This is a genomic window from Streptomyces sp. NPDC001663 (assembly GCF_042893105.1).
Lineage (GTDB): Bacteria > Actinomycetota > Actinomycetes > Streptomycetales > Streptomycetaceae > Streptomyces.
This window is the reverse complement of sequence record NZ_JBIAUR010000009.1, coordinates 313,094-327,894: the sequence shown is the minus strand read 5'-3', so window position 1 is coordinate 327,894 and position 14,801 is coordinate 313,094. Positions and strand designations below refer to the sequence as shown.

Here is a 14,801-nt window from a genome sequence, read left to right as displayed (position 1 = left end):
AGTACCGTCGACGCATGGAACAGCGCATCACATTGATCACGCTGGGAGTCTCCGATCTCTCGCGCGCCAAGCGCTTCTACGAGGCCTTGGGCTGGCGTGGGCAGGAGGTCGAGGAGACGGTCTTCTTCCAGGCGGGGGGCCTGGGGCTGGTCCTGTGGAGCCGGGACAAACTCGCACGGGACTGCGGTCTGGAGCCCGGTCCGGCGAGCGGTTTCGGCGGGATCGCCCTCGCGCACAACGTCCGGTCCGAGGCGGAGGTCGACGCCCTGCTCGCGGCCGTGGAACGGGGCGGCGGGACCATCACCAAGCCCGCGGCCGTCAACGCCATCGGCTTCTACTCCAGCGCCTTCGTCGACCCGGACGGCCACGCCTGGGAGGTGGCGTACAACCCCGGATTCCCGCTGGCCGACGACGGCTCCGTGACCCTCCCCGACTTCGGCGTCTAGGAGCGCCTGCCGACGCCGTAGTCGCGCAGCCCGTCCTCCAGCAACTCGAAGGCCCGCTCGGCCAGTTGACGGACCTCGGTGGCGAGGCGGGCGGGCTCCTCGTCCGACAGGACCCGACGCCGTACGTGCGCGATCAGCGCGCGGTGGACCCCGAAGAGGGCGTCTGCCGCGACCCGGGCCATGACGTCGTCGTCCGGGGCGGCCGACTCGGCGGCCAGTGCGCCGCAGAGGGCGTCGACGCAGGCGGTGAGGGCGCGCTGCTCACGGGACTGGAGGGCCGGGCTGTCCGCGATCATGCGGTTCACGGTACGGAGCCGGGTGAGCGCGGTGGTGTCACCGGCCTCGACCCGGGCCAGCAGCCCCGAGGTCGCGAGCAGCCGGCGCCGGAAGGCGGCGAGCGCCGACTCCCCGGGAGGACGGGTGCGGACCGCCTCGACGAGTTGCTCCCCGAGGGCCTCGAAGCGCGAGTAGAAGAGGTCTTCCTTGGTGGGGAAGTAGTTGAACACCGTCGCCTCGGAGACCTGGGCGGCACGGGCCACCTCGACGACCGTGACCCGGTCGAAACCCCGCTCGGCGAAAAGCCGCCACGCGGTGTCGCCGATCCGCTCCCGCATCTGCTGCTTCTTCAGCTCCCGGAGACCCATGTGCCTCTCCGTCACCTCATTCATAGGGTCACTCTAACTTTAGGGTTACCCTAGTAATGACGGCTCGACACGGTTCGTGGCACACCTGAGGAGGTCGACACCCATGGCTGCACAGAAAGAAGTCCTCGACCTGGTGCACAGCTGGACACAGGGCGAGGAGCACAACGACGCCGAGCGCGTGGACGCGCTGCTCACCGACGACTTCGCCGGCGTGGGGCCGCTCGGGTTCGTCCTGGGGCGCAAGCAATGGCTGGAGCGCTTCCGCAAGGGCCTGGTGAACCGCGCGTTCACCGTGCAGGATCCACAGGTGCGCGACTACGACGCCGCGGCGGTCGTGGTCGGCGTCCTGGCACAGGAGACCAGCCTGAACGGCGAGGACAAGTCGGACCGGTTCAGGGTCACGCTCCTCGCGGTGCGCCAGGACGACGGCTGGCGCCTCGCCCATCTCCACATCGGCGCCCTGCAGCAGCGCAACTGACGAGGAATCAGGGGAGTGGACACCGATGAAGGACCGCACCTACCTCAAACCGCCCTGGATGCAACGGCACGTCGGCAACCGCCTCGCACCTCTCTTCGGCCGGTCCGTCGTCTCCCGGCTCTCGGTACGCGGCCGACACAGCGGACGCTGGCAGACGGTGCCCGTCGCCGTCCTGGAGCACGAGGGTGAGCGCTACCTCGTCTCCTACCGCGGCCTGAGCGACTGGGCCCTGAACCTGCGCGCCTCGCCCGACTGCCGGCTGACCGTCCGCGGCCGCACCGAGGACCTCACCACCCAGGAGGTACCGGAGGCCGAGCGCCCGCCCCTGATGGCGGCCTACCGCGAGAAGTACGGCAGCATGCCCACGGTCTCCGCGGTCCTGACCGCGCTCCCGGACCCGGCGGATCACCCGGTCTTCCGCCTGAGCGGCCGTAACTGATCGCCGGCCCTCGAAGCGGTCCACAATGGCCGCATGGAATGGATCTCGGGCGTGGCGGGCGGGCTGCTCCTGGCGGTCATGTTCTTGAGTGTCCTGCGCACCCTGGTGGTGCCCCGAGGCCTCTACTCGGCGCTGGTGTTCCGGTTGTGGTGGTTCCTGCGCCGCCTGCTCAGGCTCTTCGCACCCCGTGGCGGCTACGACGCCATCGATCGCGCGCAGACCTGGCTCGCTCCGCTGATCCTGATCGGCATGCTCGCGACCTGGCTCGGCGGAGCACTGGTCGGCTACGGCCTGCTCTTCCACGCCGTGTCCGGACTGGACTGGGGCAATTCCTTCCGGGAGGCGGGTTCCAGCCTGTTCACCCTCGGCTTCGCCGGCGGCGCCAGGCTTCGTCTGTCCGTGCTCGACTTCTTCGCGGCGGCGACCGGTCCGGTCCTCATCGCCCTGCAGATCGCCTACCTGCCCACGCTGTACGCCGCCTACAACCGGCGCGAGCTGGAGGTGACCCTGCTGCAGTCCCGGGCCGGCGAACCCGCCTGGGGCCCGGAGATCCTGGCCAGGCAGTGGCTGGTCGACACCGAGACCGCGCTGCCCGAGCTGTACCGGTCCTGGGAGCGGCTGGCCTCCGACATGGGCGAGAGTCACTCCACCTACCCCGTACTGATCGCCTTCCGCTCGCCCCGCCCGTACCGGCACTGGCTGGTCGGCCTGGTCGCCGTGATGGACGCCGCGGCCATGCAGCTCGCGCTCACCCCGCGCCTCGCCCCGCCCGAGGCACGCCTGGTGCTGCGCGCCGGGTTCACGGCCCTGCGGGACATCGCCCGCGCCGTACGCCTGCCCTTCGACCCGGACCCCGCCCCGGACGGCGCCGTCCAGCTCACCTACGCCGAGTTCGACGCGGCGGTCGCGATGCTGGCGGCGGCGGGCTTCCCCGCCGAACGTCCCACCGCCGAGGCCTGGCCGCACTTCCGCGGCTGGCGGGTCAACTACGAGGCGACCGCCTACGCGTTGTGCCGCCGCTGCGACGCGGTCCCGGGCCTGTGGACCGGACCGCGCGACTTCGACTCGCCACCGATTCCACCGCGCAGACCGGCGGACCGCCGCCCTGGTGAGGGACGGCCGGGGGTGCCGCCGACGGGCTAGGCGCGCATCGGGTGACGGCGCCTGACCGCTTCCTAGTCGCATGGCGGCTGAAGATCCGCCGCCTCGACGGTCACGCTTTCGTGGCCAGCGGGCGCCATGCGTCCCAGGTGGCGAGTCGCTGCTGGTAGGCGGCCTCCACGACGGGATAGGGGTAGGTGCCCAGGAACAGCCGCAGGGGCGGTTCGTCGGTGTCGACCAGTTCGAGGATCACGTCGGCGGTGGCCTGCGGATCCTGTGGCGCGCGGGCGGTGGCACCGGCCCGGCGTGCCTCGCGGACCGGCTCGTAGGCGGCGATGGGTTCGGTGTGCACCGCGGAGTCGCCGGACCAGTCCGTGCCGTAGGGGCCGGGTTCGACGATCGTGACGCGGATGCCGAGCGGGCCGACCTCCTGGGCGAGCGCTTCGCTCATTCCCTCGAGCGCCCACTTGGAGGCGTTGTACAGCCCGAGGGTCGGGAAGGCGGCCAGGCCGCCGAGGCTGGACACCTGGAGGATGTGTCCTCTGCCGCGGGCGCGCAGGAACGGCAGCGCGGCCTGCGTCACCCACAGCGGACCGAGCAGATTGGTGTCGAGCTGGGCGCGGGCCTGCGCCTCGGTGGTCTCCTCGACCATGCCGAAGAGGCCGTAACCGGCGTTGTTGACGACCACGTCGAGGTGGCCGAACTCATCCACGGCCCGCTGTACGGCCGATGTGACGGCGGCGCGGTCGGTGACGTCGAGGCGCAGGGGGAGGACCCTGTCGCCGTAGCTGTCGACGAGGGAGTGCAGGGACTCGGGGCGGCGTGCCGTGGCGGCGACCCGGTCGCCCCGGGAGAGAGCGGCCTCGGCCCAGATCCGGCCGAAGCCGCGGGACGCGCCGGTGATGAACCATGTCTTCGTCATGCCTCCACCGTGCGGGGACCGCCGAACCGCAGCCAGCACCCCGGGAGGGTTACCCTTCGAGACCATGGCGAGCGACAACGTGCTGGGGGAGTTCCTCAAGGCCCGGCGGGGACTGGTCCCCTCCTCGCGCGCCGATCTGCCGACTCTCGGCCGGCGTCGGGTGCCGGGGCTGCGGCGGGACGAGCTGGCCCGGCTGGCCGGGATCAGCGAGCCGTACCTGACCCGGTTGGAACAGGGTGTCGACCGGCACCCGTCGCCGCAGGTGTTGTGGGCGCTCGCGCGGGCACTGGAGCTGGACGCCGACACCTCCGCGCATCTCTTCGCGCTCGCCGCCCGGATCCCGTACGGCCGTCCGACGCCGAAGTCAGAGCCGGCGTGCACCAGTTGCTCGACGCGGGGGTGGACAGCCCGGCGTACGTGCGCAACCGGCGCTTCGACGTGCTGGCCGCCAACAAGTGGGCCCGGGCGCTCGCCCCGATGTACGAGCCCGGGCACAACCTGGCCCGGGACATGTTCTTCGACCCGTTGGCGCGTCGGCTCTTCCCCGACTGGCCGGAGATCGCCGCTCAGACCGCGGCGGCCCTGCGCGCCGAGTCCGACCTGCGCGATCCCGCGACCGCGTCGCTCATCGCGGAGCTGGAGGCGGACGACGACTTCCGCAGCCTCTGGGCGCGGCACGACGCACGTCCCTCCCGTGACGAACTCAAACGGTTCTTGCATCCGCAGGTCGGTGAACTGGCCCTGCGGCGGCAGGCGCTCACCGTCGGCGGCGCCGAACAGCAGGTGATCATCATCTACCAGGCGGTTCCCGGAAGTCCTTCCGCGGACGCCCTCGCCCGACTGCTTTGACGAGGGCCTCCGGGTGCCGCGGCCGCTCGTCGACGAACTCGTCGCCCGGATGAAGTCCGGCTCGGGTTTCCCTTCGGCGATCGCCCGGCTGACGGAGGCCGCCCGTACCGGGGGCCCCGAATCTGAGACCGCCGTGATCGAGGCGCTCGCGCCGTGGCTGCCGGGACTGGCGGGCGGCTACGCCAAGACGGCCGTACTGGTGGCAGCGTGCGTCGAGTGGGGCGGCTCGCCCATGGCCCTGGTCGACGTGCGGGGATTCAGGACGCGCAGCGGCTCGTCGTCGAGGACCGCGGCCAACTGGCCGACCCAGGAGCTCGAACTGCAAGCGTCTGGTGCAGACTTGCGCAAGCTGGCCGCCCTGAAAAGGGGCCTCCACGAGGAGTGCTTCGCCCAGATCGCCATGTCCTGGTTCGACATGGACGGGACCATCGCGTTCATCTCCATGGCCCGCGCGGCCCGGGACCGCTGCCGGAGCCGAAGGCCGGAGGGGGTATGCCCTGACGATGGGCGGCATCGGCGACAACTTGCAGCTGCACACCCTCCTCCCGGACCGGCTGATCGGCGATCCCGAGCAGGGGCTGGTCGCGGGGGAGTGCCCAGTGCGCAGGTGGGTCGAGGCGGCGACCGACGCCGACCCGAACCTGGGGCCACGTGACCCCGCGATACGTCGTTTCCGCCTCTTCGACGGCCATGGCGCCCATGTGTACCTCGAGGGCATCCCGGCCGACATCGAGCCGCTCGACGGCACGCGCGTGCTGGTCCTGCATCCGGCCAACGGCACCTTGGGCATGGGTGTCGGCCGGGTCTTCCAGCACATGGAGCCCACCCTCCGGCTCGAAGGGCTACTCGAACCGGCCGACACGGAAGCCTGGTTCGACCGCCTGGCTCCCGCTGTCGAGAACGACCTGATGGCGGGTCAGGCCGTGACCGCGGCCGACTGCGGGAAGGTGACGCCGGTCAGCTCCTCCGAGACGGTCCACAGACGGCGGGCCGCGGCCGGGTCGCTGGCCGCCGGCGAACGGCCGACCAGGGTCGGGGCGCCGCGCATCTCACCGAGGCCGTCCGGGCCGACGTAACTCGCGCCGGGCAGGTCCTGCACGGCGGCGTACAGCGTGGGCAGCGCGCCGGCCTTGCTGTCCTGGGCCATCAAGCGGTTGCCCGCCCACATGAAGGCACGCCGCAGCGCACTCGCGTCATGGCTCTGCAGATTCGTGGCGGCATAGCCGGGGTGCGCGGCCAGGGCGCGTACGGACGAGCCCGACTCGGCCAGCCTGCGCTGGAGTTCCAGGGTGAACAGCAGGTTGGCCAGCTTGGACTGGCTGTACGCCGTCATGGGCGCGTACTCGCCGGTGAGGTTGAGGTTGTCGAAGTGGATGTACGGGGTGCCCGGCATCTTGTGCGCGCCGGACGACACGGTCACCACCCGGTCGGTGATGTGCGGCAGCAGCAGGTTCGTCAGGGCGAAGTGGCCCAGGTGATTGGTGCCGAACTGCATCTCGAAGCCGTCCTTGGTGGCGGACTCCGGGATGTTCATGACACCGGCGTTGTTGACGAGCAGGTCCAGGTCGCCGCGCCAACTCCCGGCGAACTCCCGCACGGAGGCGAGGTCGGCGAGGTCGAGGCGGCGCACCTCCACGCTTCCGTGCACGCCCGCGGCGGCGGCCTCGCCGCGCTTGGGATCCCGCACGGCGAGCACCACATGTGCGCCCGCGCCGGCCAGCGCCTGCACGGTGGCGATGCCGAGCCCGCTGTTGGCGCCGGTCACGACGGCGGTGCGGCCGGTCTGGTCGGGGATGTCGGTCACGTTCCACTTGCTGGGTGAAGTAGTCATGACCGCCAATGTAGGCGGTGCCAACAATGCTGTCAATGACAACAATGGTGACGGCGACAACAATGTAGGCGGCACAAACATGACGGATACACTGACGACCATGCACACCCGCCATCGCCGCTATCACCACGGAGACCTTCGCGCCGCGCTGCTGACCCGGGCCGAGGAGACGCTCCGGGAGAAGGGGCCGGCCGCGCTGTCGCTGCGCGAACTCGCCCGCGACCTCGGGGTCAGCCATGCCGCGCCCAGCCGCCACTTCAAGGACAAGCAGGCCCTGCTGGACGCGCTGGCCCTGACCGGCTTCGAGCGGCTGACCGCCGTCCTCGCGGCGTCACAGGACGGCGTCGGAGAGACGTTCGCGAAGCAGCTCGAGGCGATGGTCCACGCGTATGTGGGCTTCGCCCGGGACAACGCCGAACTGCTCGACCTGATGTACTCGATCAAGCACGACCCGGAGGCCTCCCAGGCTCTGCTCGAAGCCGCACACCGCTGGTCGGAGCTGGTCGTCCGCCTGATCGGCGAGGGCCAGGCCAGGGGAGAGGTGCAGGAGGGACCGATGGAACGCGTCGGCCTACCGGTGTTCGCCACCCTGCACGGCTACGCCGACCTCGCGGTGACCGGCATGCTGCCCCCGGAGACGGACGAACACGGACTGGACGACGTGATCGCGTTCATCCTGCGGGGGTGTGCGCCCTAGCGCTGCCGTCGCCGGGGCTCGAACGGTCGTGGTGCCGACGGCGTCACGCGGCGGCGCTTCCTTTCGTCAAGGCGAAGGGAGGGCCGTATCCCCGGAGGGAGCGTGCGCGATGACGAAAGCCGCGGTTGGCAGGATCGCGCGGCAAGTGAGCCTTCTGGGCTGCGGAATGCTTGCGGGAATCGCCGCCACCGTGCTCTTTCTCGAACTGGCGCTACGACGGCTGAGCGGCCCGGAGTACGTCCGCGTCCGGCAGGCCGAGTTCACCGTCTTCACCTGGTTCATCGGCGCCGTCTTCGTGCCGACGCTCATCGCCGTGGCCGTCCTGGCCGTCGAGGAGCGGAGGGGGCTCGGTCTCACGCGCCGCCCGGTGGCCGTCGCGCTCGCACTGCTCCTGGTGGCCCTCGCGATCTCCCTCGCGGTCAACGGCCCCATCAACGTGGAGCAGTTGAGCTGGCATGCGCAGAATCCGCCCGCCGACTGGGCACGCGTACGCGATCGCTGGCAGATCGCCCATGCCGTACGGACCGCCGCGATCGTGCTCGCGCTCGGTCACCTCGGCGCGGCGGCCGCCCACCGCAGTCCGGATTGATGGTCCCTCCTAGGGGCCGCCGGACACTGCCTGCTCGCCCAGCATCCGGGTCAGTACCTCACGCTGCAGCGGCTGCACCTCGGCGTGCAGGTCGCGCCCCTTGCGGGTGAGCGCGACCCACACGCCGCGCCGGTCCTCCGCGCAGACGGAACGCTCCACCAGACCGTCCTTCTCCAGCCGGCCGATGAGCCGGGACAGTGCGCTCTGGCTGAGATGGACCCGTCCCACGAGGTTCTGCACCCGGCACTGGTCGCCCTCGCCGGGCGTCTCGGACGCGAGGATGTCGAGCACCTCGAAGTCGCTCGCGCCCAGGCCGTGCGGGTGCAGGACCCGGTCGATCTCGCACATCGTGCGCGCGTGCACGGAGAGGATGTCCCGCCACCTCTCCTCCAGCCGGGCCTCGGCCGTTCTTGCTGCCATACCCGCACGGTAACACCGAATCGGCCATTCGTTGAGTGTGCAATTAGTGCGGGCGCATACAGTCCGGGCGGGAACGTCAGGCGGCCGGGTCCTGGAGCAGCCCCACGAGATTGCCGTCCGTGTCCTTCACGAAGGCGATCAGCCTGCCGCCGCCGACGTCCTGCACATCCTGCAGCACCTCGGCCCCCGCCTCCACCACCGCGGCGAGCCGCCCCCGGATGTCGTCGACGTGCCAGTACGGCACCGGTCCGGTCATGCCCTTCGCGTGCCCGTTGGGGTCGAGCCCGACATCCTGTCCGGCGTCCTTGAAGCCGACGTAGTACGGCTCGTCCGCGTACGGTTCCACCCCCAACAGGGCGCCGAACAGGGCCTTGGCCCGGGCGATGTCCTTGACGGGGTAGATGATCGTCTTGAGTCCGGCGGTCATGGTGCACTCCTCCGCGCTGGTCGCACCGACGGATTTCGTCGGTGGTTTCACGCTAGGGCGGGGGAGCAGGGCGAGGCTTCTTCGATCCTGACCGGTTCCTGCGACCTCGGTCGGCGCCCGGGCCGATACGCCGAGGGCGCGCCGCCGGCCGTGGCCGATCAGCGCGCCCACGAAGAGGAGTCCGGGCCACAGACCCTTACGTCGACTCCCGCTTCACCAACTCCGTCGGAAGGATCACTGCGGCCGGGTCCTCGCCCCCGATCTGCGCCAGCAGCACCCGTACCATCTCGGCGCTGATGCGGTCGTAGGGCTGGCGGATCGTCGTGAGGGCGGGGGTGGCCTCCGTCGCCGCGCTGGAGTCGTCGAAGCCGCCCACGGACACGTCCTCGGGGACCCGGCGGCCCGCCCGGCGCAGCGCGGCCAGGGCACCCTGCGCCATCAGGTCGGAGGCCACGAACACGGCGTCCATGTCCGGAGCCTGCGCCAGCAGCCGTTCGGTGCCCGCCTCGCCGCTGGCCCGGCTGTAGTCGCCGGAGACGATGAGCCGCTCGTCGACCTCGACGCCCGCCTCCATGAGCACCTCCTTGTAGCCGGCGAGGCGGTCGACACCGCCCGGGGTGTCCAGCGGACCGGTCACGATGCCGATCCGGCGGCGGCCCAGCGACAACAGGTGGCGCACCATGTCACGGGCGCCGTCCCGGTCGTCCGCGGCCACGTAGCTCACCTTGGAACCGAGCCCCATGGGCTTGCCGCACTGGACGAGGGGCACCCCCGCCTCGCGCAGCTGCTCGGCCACCCGGTCCCCGGAGTGGCTGGAGACCAGCAGCACCCCGTCGACGTGACCTGCGGTGATGTACCGCGTGATGCGCCGCCGTTCGTCCTCGGTGCCCGCCAGCATCAGCAGCAGCGGGATGTCGTGCGCGGCCAGCGCCTGGGTGCAACCGCTCAGCAGGACATTGAAGTTGGGGTCCTCGAAGAACCGCTCCTGAGGCTCCGTCAGCAGGAAGCCGATCGAGTCCGAACGTCCGGTGATCAGCGACCGGGCGTGCCGGTTCACGACGTAACCCGTCTTGCGGATCGCCGCGTTGACCGCCTCCTGGGCGGTCGGGCTGACGTAGTGCCCGCCGTTGAGCACCCGCGAGACGGTGCCCCGTGAGACACCCGCCTCGCGGGCCACGTCGTGGATCGTCGGCGGTCTGCGTCGGCCCCCCGTGTTGCTCATCTGGTTACCTCCGTGAATACGCCGACCCTCAGAGCGGAGCGGTAACGGTCTCGTGTACAGCAGGCCGGGGGGAGGCAATACGCCGCCGGGACGGATGGCCTTTCACTATCGACTCGTCGCTCGGAAGTCCGAGGCGATGCAATAGTTTGCGTGATGTGAATTCTGCACCCGTGAAGCGTGCGTACAAGTACCGCTTCTATCCAACCGATGCGCAAGCGGCCCAGCTGTTGCGCGCGTTCGGGTGTGTGCGGAAGGTCTACAACCTGGCACTGACCGCCCGCGCCGAGGCCTGGGCACGCGGTGAGCGGGTCGACTACAACGCCACTTCGGCGATGCTCACGGCGTGGAAGAAGAGCGAGGAGCTCGCCTACCTGAACGACGTGTCCTCGGTGCCGTTGCAGCAGACGCTGCGGCATCTGCAGAAGGCCTTCGCCAACTTCTTGGACAAACGGGCACAGCATCCGCGGTTCAAGTCGAAGAAAAGGTCGCGAAGGGCGGCGGAGTACACCACGAGCGCGTTCCGCTACCGGGACGGGAAGCTCACTTTGGCGAAGATGACCGAGCCCCTGCCGATTGTATGGTCCCGCCCCCTGCCCGAGGGCGCGGAGCCGTCCACGGTGACAGTGTCCCAGGACAGCTCCGGGCGCTGGTTCGTGTCTCTGCTGTGCAGCGACCCCACCATCACCCCACTTCCGGCAACCCGCACGGCGGTGGGCATCGATGTGGGCCTGGAACACCTGCTGACCCTGTCCACGGGAGAGAAGATCGCCAACCCAAGGCATGAGCGCCGCGACCGCGACCGCCTCGCCAGGGCGCAGCGCACGCTCGCTCGCAAGGCCAGGGGGGACGGCGCCAACCGGGCCAAGGCCCGGCGCCGGGTCGTCAAGATCCATGCTCGGATCGCCGACCGGCGCAGAGACCATCTCCACCAGCTCACTACACGACTCGTGCGTGACAACCAAACGCTCGTGATCGAGGACTTGACCGTGCGCGGCTTGGTCAAGAATCGGAGTCTGGCCCGTGCCATCGGCGACGCGGCGTGGGCTCAGTTCCGTAGCCTGCTGGAATACAAGGCCGCCTGGTACGGGCGGGAAGTGATCGCGGTGGATCGCTTCCTGCCCTCCTCTCAGCTGTGCTCCGCCTGCGGCGCCCGGGCTGGGAGGATTCCGTTGAGTGTCCGCACTTGGAGGTGCGGATGAGGAACGGTCCACGACCGGGACGTGAACGCGGCGAAGAACCTTCTGGCCGCCGGGCTGGCGGTGTCTGTCTGTGGAGCTGGTGTAAGACCTCAACGGGAAACTCCGGGCGGGCAGTCGGCGGTGAAGCAGAAATCCTCACAGCGCGAGCGGTGAGAATCCCCTCGTCCACGAGTGGGCGAAGCCAAGGTCATGACTTTACGGCCCCGGAGAGCAGATCGAGGCTCCAGAAGCGCTGGATGACCAGGAAGAGCGCGATCAGCGGGAACACCGCGAGGAACGCGCCGGTGATGACCCCCGTGTAGAGCGCCGGCGTGTTGGCGCCCTGCTCCAGGAGCGTGTACAGGCCGAGCGTGATCGGGAACTTCTCGTCGTCGCTGAGCATGATGTACGGCAGCAGGAAGTTGTTCCAGATCGCGACGAACTGGAACAGGAACACCGTCACCAGCCCGGGGATCATCATCGGCAGCGCGACCCGGGTGAAGATCCGCCACTCGCTCGCCCCGTCCATCCGCCCGGCCTCCACCACGTCGCTGGGCACGGCGGCGGCCGCGTAGATGCGCGCGAGGTAGACGCCGTAGGGGGAGAGGACCTGCGGGAGCAGCACCGACAGGTACGAGTCCGTGACGCCCGCCTTCGCCATCAGCAGGTACTGCGGGACGGCGAGAATGATCGGCGGCATCAGCACGCCCGCGAGGAGGACGTTGAACATCGTCTCGCGTCCGCGGAAGCGGTAGGTCGCGAGTGCGTAGCCGCTGAACGACGACACGCAGGTCGACAGCAGGGCGCCGAGACCGGCGTAGAGGGCGGAGTTGCCCATCCACTTCCAGTAGACGCCGCCGCGGTAGGAGTTGAGATCCTTGATGTTGTCGACGAAGCCCGAACCCGGCAGGAACGTGAAGGTCGAGAACAGCTCGGTGCTGGACTTAGTGGACGCGATCACCACCCAGACCACGGGCAGCAGCATGTAGATGGCACCGAGCACCAGGGTGATCGTCGGGATCAGCGCGATCCGCCTGCGCAGCGGCGGGCGGCTCTGGGCGGCGCCGGTCGTGCCGGCCGCCGAGGGGGCCTTCTGGACGGCAAGAGAACTCATCGTGCTGCCTCCTGCTTCTGGCGGCGGTTCGCGGCACGCAGGAAGCCGAAGGACATCACCAGCGTGGCGAGGGCGATGATCACGGCCTCGGCGGCCGCCTGGTAGATGTCGCCCGTGCCGAAGGCGTCCCGGTACACCTTCATCAGCGGACTCCAGGTCGTGGACACGGAGTTGGTGAGCGGCTTGAGGGTGGTCGGCTCGTTGAACACCTGCAGCGTCGCGATGATCGAGAAGAAGAAGGTCAGCACCAGCGAGGGGGCCACCATCGGGATCTTGATCTTCAGTGCGATCTGCAGCGGGGTGGCGCCGTCCAGCTTCGCCGCCTCGTACACCTCGGCCGGGATCGCCTGCAGCGAGGTGTAGATGACGATCATGTTGAAGCCGGTGCCGCCCCAGACCGCGATGTTCGACAGCGCGACGTACAGCGGGCCGCCGTCGAGCAGGTTCGGCTGCGGCATGTGCAGTTTCTCGAGCACGTAGTAGAAGGGGCTGACGTCCGGCAGGTACAGAAAGCCCCACAGCAGTGCCGCGACCACGCCGGGGATGGCGTACGGCAGGAAGATCGCGAGCCGGGTGAAGGGCGCGAGGCGCACCTTGTCGGAGTCGAGCATCAGCGCGAACAGCAGGGCGAGGCCGAGCATCACCGGGATGACGATGAGGCCGTAGCCGAGGACGCGCAGCGTCCCGTGCAGCAGTTCGCTGTCGGTGAGGGCGTCGGTGTAGTTCTCCAGGCCGGCCCAGACCTCTTTGCGGGCGCCCGAGCCCAGGCCGAGCCCGGAGACGTGCACCTTGCGGAAGCTGAGCCAGACCGCGTAGCCGATGGGCAGCGCGAAGAACAGGGCGAAGAGGATCGTCGCGGGGAAGAGGAAGGCGTACGGGGCCCCCTTGACCCCGTACGACTTCCGGCGTGCGCTGGTCACTCGGAGACCTCGAAGCCCTGCTTCTTGAGGTCGGCGACCGTGGCGTCCTGCATCTTGTCCAGGGCGGCGGTGAAGTCCGACTTGTTCTTCGCGGCGGCGCCGAAGGCGTCGTTGAAGGTCGTGTAGGCGACGTTCACGTTCGGGCCCCAGGCCGAGGGCGCCGTGGTCTTCGCGATCTCGGCGGCCTTGGTGTAGAAGTCCGACTGGTTCGAGAAGTACGCCGGCGGGGTGGCGAAGGCGCCGCTGGTCTGGGCGTTGGTGGCGGCCGGGTAGATGCCGCTCTCCTTGGCCAGCGCCTGGAGGGCGGAGCCGTCGGTGTTCAGCCAGGCGGCGAACTTCGCGGCGGCCGCCCGGTGCTTGGAGTCCGTGGTGACGGCGGTGGAGGAGCCGCCCCAACTGCCGGTGACGTTGTCGCCCGCGGTCCACTGGGGGAGCGGGGCCATGGCCCACTTGCCCTTGGTGTCGGGCGCGGCCGTGGTCAGCGTGCCCGGCGCCCACACGGCGGAGACCCAGGCGATCTGCTTGCCGGTGTTGAGCGCCTTGTTCCAGGCCGGGGTGTACATCGGCTGGTTGTCGACGGCGCCCTCCTTGACCAGGCCGCCCCAGAAGTCGGCGACCTTCTTGGTGGCCGTGTCGTTGATGCCGACCTTCCACTTGTCGCCGGAGGTGGTCCACCACTTGGCGCCGGCCTGCTGGGCGAGGCCCGCGAAGAGGCCGGAGTCGTTGGCGGAGAAGGTGGTGAGGTCCTTGTCCGGGGCCTTCTTCTTCAGCGCGCGGGCGGTCTCGGCGAACTGCTCCCAGGTGGTCGGGACCGTCAGGCCGTACTTCTTGAAGAGGTCGGCGCGGTAGTAGAACATCATCGGGCCGATGTCCTGCGGCACCGCGTACACCGCGTCCGTGCCCAGCGTGGTCTGCTGCCAGACGCCCTCGGCGAACTTGCTCTTCGCGTCGCCGACGTCCTTCGATATGTCGGCCAGGGCGTCATTGCTGACCAGCGTCGGCAGCGCCTGGTATTCGGCCTGCACCAGGTCCGGTGCCTGCTTCGCCTTGTGGGCGGTGAGGATCTTGGTGACCAGCGAGTCGCCGGACGCCTGCTTCTTCACCGTGACGGTGATCTGGTCCTTCTTGCCCTGGCCCTTGTTCCACAGGTCGACGACCTTGTCCATGCCGGGCGTCCAGGTCCAGTACGTCAGCGAGACCGGACCCGATTCGGTCTTGCTGTCGCTGTCGGACGAGCCGCAGGCGGCGAGTGCGGTGGCGCCGAGGGCAACGGCGATGGTGGATGCCACGAGGCGACTGCGCGTCGTGTTGGGCATGGATCTCTCCCCTGACCTGGGTCCCCGCCTCTTGCGGGAACCTGCCATGCGAATCACATGAGCCGGGTCCCCGCCCGTCGCGAGGACCTGAGACGCTCTCTGTGAGCGTTCACAGTAGAGAAACATCCCGGACACTTGTCAATGGTTGTTGCTGTGCGGTTATGTTGGGCCCGCACCGCCTCCGCTGTGTGTGCACGTTCCCAAATGA

Annotated in this window: 16 protein-coding genes and 2 pseudogenes; 9 read left to right on the top strand and 9 right to left on the bottom strand. The window is 69.5% G+C overall.

Annotated elements, in window-relative coordinates:
* Positions 1-14: 14 nt before the first annotated feature.
* Positions 15-446, top strand: a complete 432-nt coding sequence (locus ACFY1L_RS29270) for a VOC family protein (RefSeq protein ID WP_388830717.1) — start codon at positions 15-17, stop codon at positions 444-446.
* On the opposite strand, the gene ACFY1L_RS29265 is transcribed toward ACFY1L_RS29270, so the two are convergent.
* Positions 443-1,090, bottom strand: coding sequence for a TetR family transcriptional regulator (locus ACFY1L_RS29265; RefSeq protein ID WP_388830715.1), 648 nt, complete (start codon positions 1,088-1,090; stop codon positions 443-445). The genes ACFY1L_RS29270 and ACFY1L_RS29265 overlap by 4 nt on opposite strands.
* Positions 1,091-1,193: 103 nt before the next feature.
* Here ACFY1L_RS29265 and ACFY1L_RS29260 point away from each other — a divergent pair, with 103 nt between their 5' ends.
* From ACFY1L_RS29260 to ACFY1L_RS29250, 3 genes are read left to right on the top strand one after another with little or no spacing between them, the layout of a single operon-like run.
* A complete protein-coding gene (locus ACFY1L_RS29260; protein ID WP_388830713.1) occupies positions 1,194-1,568 on the top strand; it encodes a nuclear transport factor 2 family protein in 375 nt (124 codons plus the stop codon).
* Between the two features lie 25 nt (positions 1,569-1,593).
* A complete protein-coding gene (locus tag ACFY1L_RS29255; RefSeq protein WP_388830711.1) occupies positions 1,594-2,007 on the top strand; it encodes a nitroreductase family deazaflavin-dependent oxidoreductase in 414 nt (137 codons plus the stop codon).
* A 33-nt stretch (positions 2,008-2,040) separates the two neighbouring features.
* Positions 2,041-3,150: a hypothetical protein gene (locus tag ACFY1L_RS29250; RefSeq protein WP_388830709.1), complete on the top strand. Its 1,110-nt coding sequence runs from the start codon at positions 2,041-2,043 to the stop codon at positions 3,148-3,150.
* Between the two features lie 70 nt (positions 3,151-3,220).
* Here the strand turns inward: ACFY1L_RS29250 and ACFY1L_RS29245 are convergent, their stop codons facing one another.
* Complete coding sequence (locus ACFY1L_RS29245; protein ID WP_388830707.1) at positions 3,221-4,030, bottom strand: SDR family oxidoreductase; 810 nt, start codon at positions 4,028-4,030, stop codon at positions 3,221-3,223.
* Between ACFY1L_RS29245 and ACFY1L_RS29240 the strand changes: the two are divergent.
* Both ACFY1L_RS29240 and ACFY1L_RS29235 read left to right on the top strand, forming a co-directional pair.
* Positions 4,011-4,289 (top strand): annotated as a pseudogene (locus tag ACFY1L_RS29240) (helix-turn-helix domain-containing protein); the annotation flags it as partial. The gene ACFY1L_RS29245 and the pseudogene ACFY1L_RS29240 overlap by 20 nt on opposite strands.
* A 116-nt stretch (positions 4,290-4,405) precedes the next feature.
* Positions 4,406-4,879 (top strand): hypothetical protein, encoded by a 474-nt coding sequence (locus ACFY1L_RS29235; RefSeq protein ID WP_388830705.1) that lies wholly within the window; start codon positions 4,406-4,408, stop codon positions 4,877-4,879.
* 916 nt (positions 4,880-5,795) lie between these two features.
* Here ACFY1L_RS29235 and ACFY1L_RS29230 read toward each other — a convergent pair.
* Entirely contained in the window at positions 5,796-6,710 is a 915-nt protein-coding gene (locus ACFY1L_RS29230) for an oxidoreductase (protein ID WP_388830703.1), read from the bottom strand.
* 100 nt (positions 6,711-6,810) lie between these two features.
* On the opposite strand from ACFY1L_RS29230, the gene ACFY1L_RS29225 reads away from it, so the two are divergent.
* Both ACFY1L_RS29225 and ACFY1L_RS29220 read left to right on the top strand, forming a co-directional pair.
* Positions 6,811-7,407: a TetR/AcrR family transcriptional regulator gene (locus tag ACFY1L_RS29225; protein WP_388830701.1), complete on the top strand. Its 597-nt coding sequence runs from the start codon at positions 6,811-6,813 to the stop codon at positions 7,405-7,407.
* A 145-nt stretch (positions 7,408-7,552) separates the two neighbouring features.
* The gene (locus tag ACFY1L_RS29220; RefSeq protein ID WP_388830700.1) at positions 7,553-7,996 is read left to right on the top strand and encodes an anthrone oxygenase family protein; all 444 of its coding nucleotides are present in this window, start codon (positions 7,553-7,555) and stop codon (positions 7,994-7,996) included.
* 9 nt (positions 7,997-8,005) lie between these two features.
* Here the strand turns inward: ACFY1L_RS29220 and ACFY1L_RS29215 are convergent, their stop codons facing one another.
* The 3 genes from ACFY1L_RS29215 to ACFY1L_RS29205 form a co-directional block, all read right to left on the bottom strand.
* Entirely contained in the window at positions 8,006-8,416 is a 411-nt protein-coding gene (locus tag ACFY1L_RS29215; RefSeq protein WP_388830697.1) for a MarR family winged helix-turn-helix transcriptional regulator, read from the bottom strand.
* A gap of 76 nt (positions 8,417-8,492) precedes the next feature.
* Complete coding sequence (locus ACFY1L_RS29210; RefSeq protein WP_388830695.1) at positions 8,493-8,843, bottom strand: VOC family protein; 351 nt, start codon at positions 8,841-8,843, stop codon at positions 8,493-8,495.
* Positions 8,844-9,039: 196 nt separating this feature from the next.
* Complete coding sequence (locus ACFY1L_RS29205; protein WP_388830693.1) at positions 9,040-10,065, bottom strand: LacI family DNA-binding transcriptional regulator; 1,026 nt, start codon at positions 10,063-10,065, stop codon at positions 9,040-9,042.
* A gap of 155 nt (positions 10,066-10,220) precedes the next feature.
* On the opposite strand from ACFY1L_RS29205, the pseudogene ACFY1L_RS29200 reads away from it, so the two are divergent.
* Positions 10,221-11,417 (top strand): annotated as a pseudogene (locus ACFY1L_RS29200) (RNA-guided endonuclease InsQ/TnpB family protein).
* 34 nt (positions 11,418-11,451) lie between these two features.
* Here ACFY1L_RS29200 and ACFY1L_RS29195 read toward each other — a convergent pair.
* Genes ACFY1L_RS29195 through ACFY1L_RS29185 form a run of 3 tightly spaced genes read right to left on the bottom strand, consistent with a single transcriptional unit; the run spans position 11,452 to position 14,593 of the window.
* The gene (locus ACFY1L_RS29195) at positions 11,452-12,357 is read right to left on the bottom strand and encodes a carbohydrate ABC transporter permease (RefSeq protein WP_388830691.1); all 906 of its coding nucleotides are present in this window, start codon (positions 12,355-12,357) and stop codon (positions 11,452-11,454) included.
* The gene (locus tag ACFY1L_RS29190; protein ID WP_388830689.1) at positions 12,354-13,277 is read right to left on the bottom strand and encodes a carbohydrate ABC transporter permease; all 924 of its coding nucleotides are present in this window, start codon (positions 13,275-13,277) and stop codon (positions 12,354-12,356) included. Before ACFY1L_RS29190 ends, ACFY1L_RS29195 begins: the two co-directional genes overlap by 4 nt.
* Positions 13,274-14,593 (bottom strand): ABC transporter substrate-binding protein, encoded by a 1,320-nt coding sequence (locus ACFY1L_RS29185; RefSeq protein ID WP_388830687.1) that lies wholly within the window; start codon positions 14,591-14,593, stop codon positions 13,274-13,276. Before ACFY1L_RS29185 ends, ACFY1L_RS29190 begins: the two co-directional genes overlap by 4 nt.
* Positions 14,594-14,801: the final 208 nt, after the last annotated feature.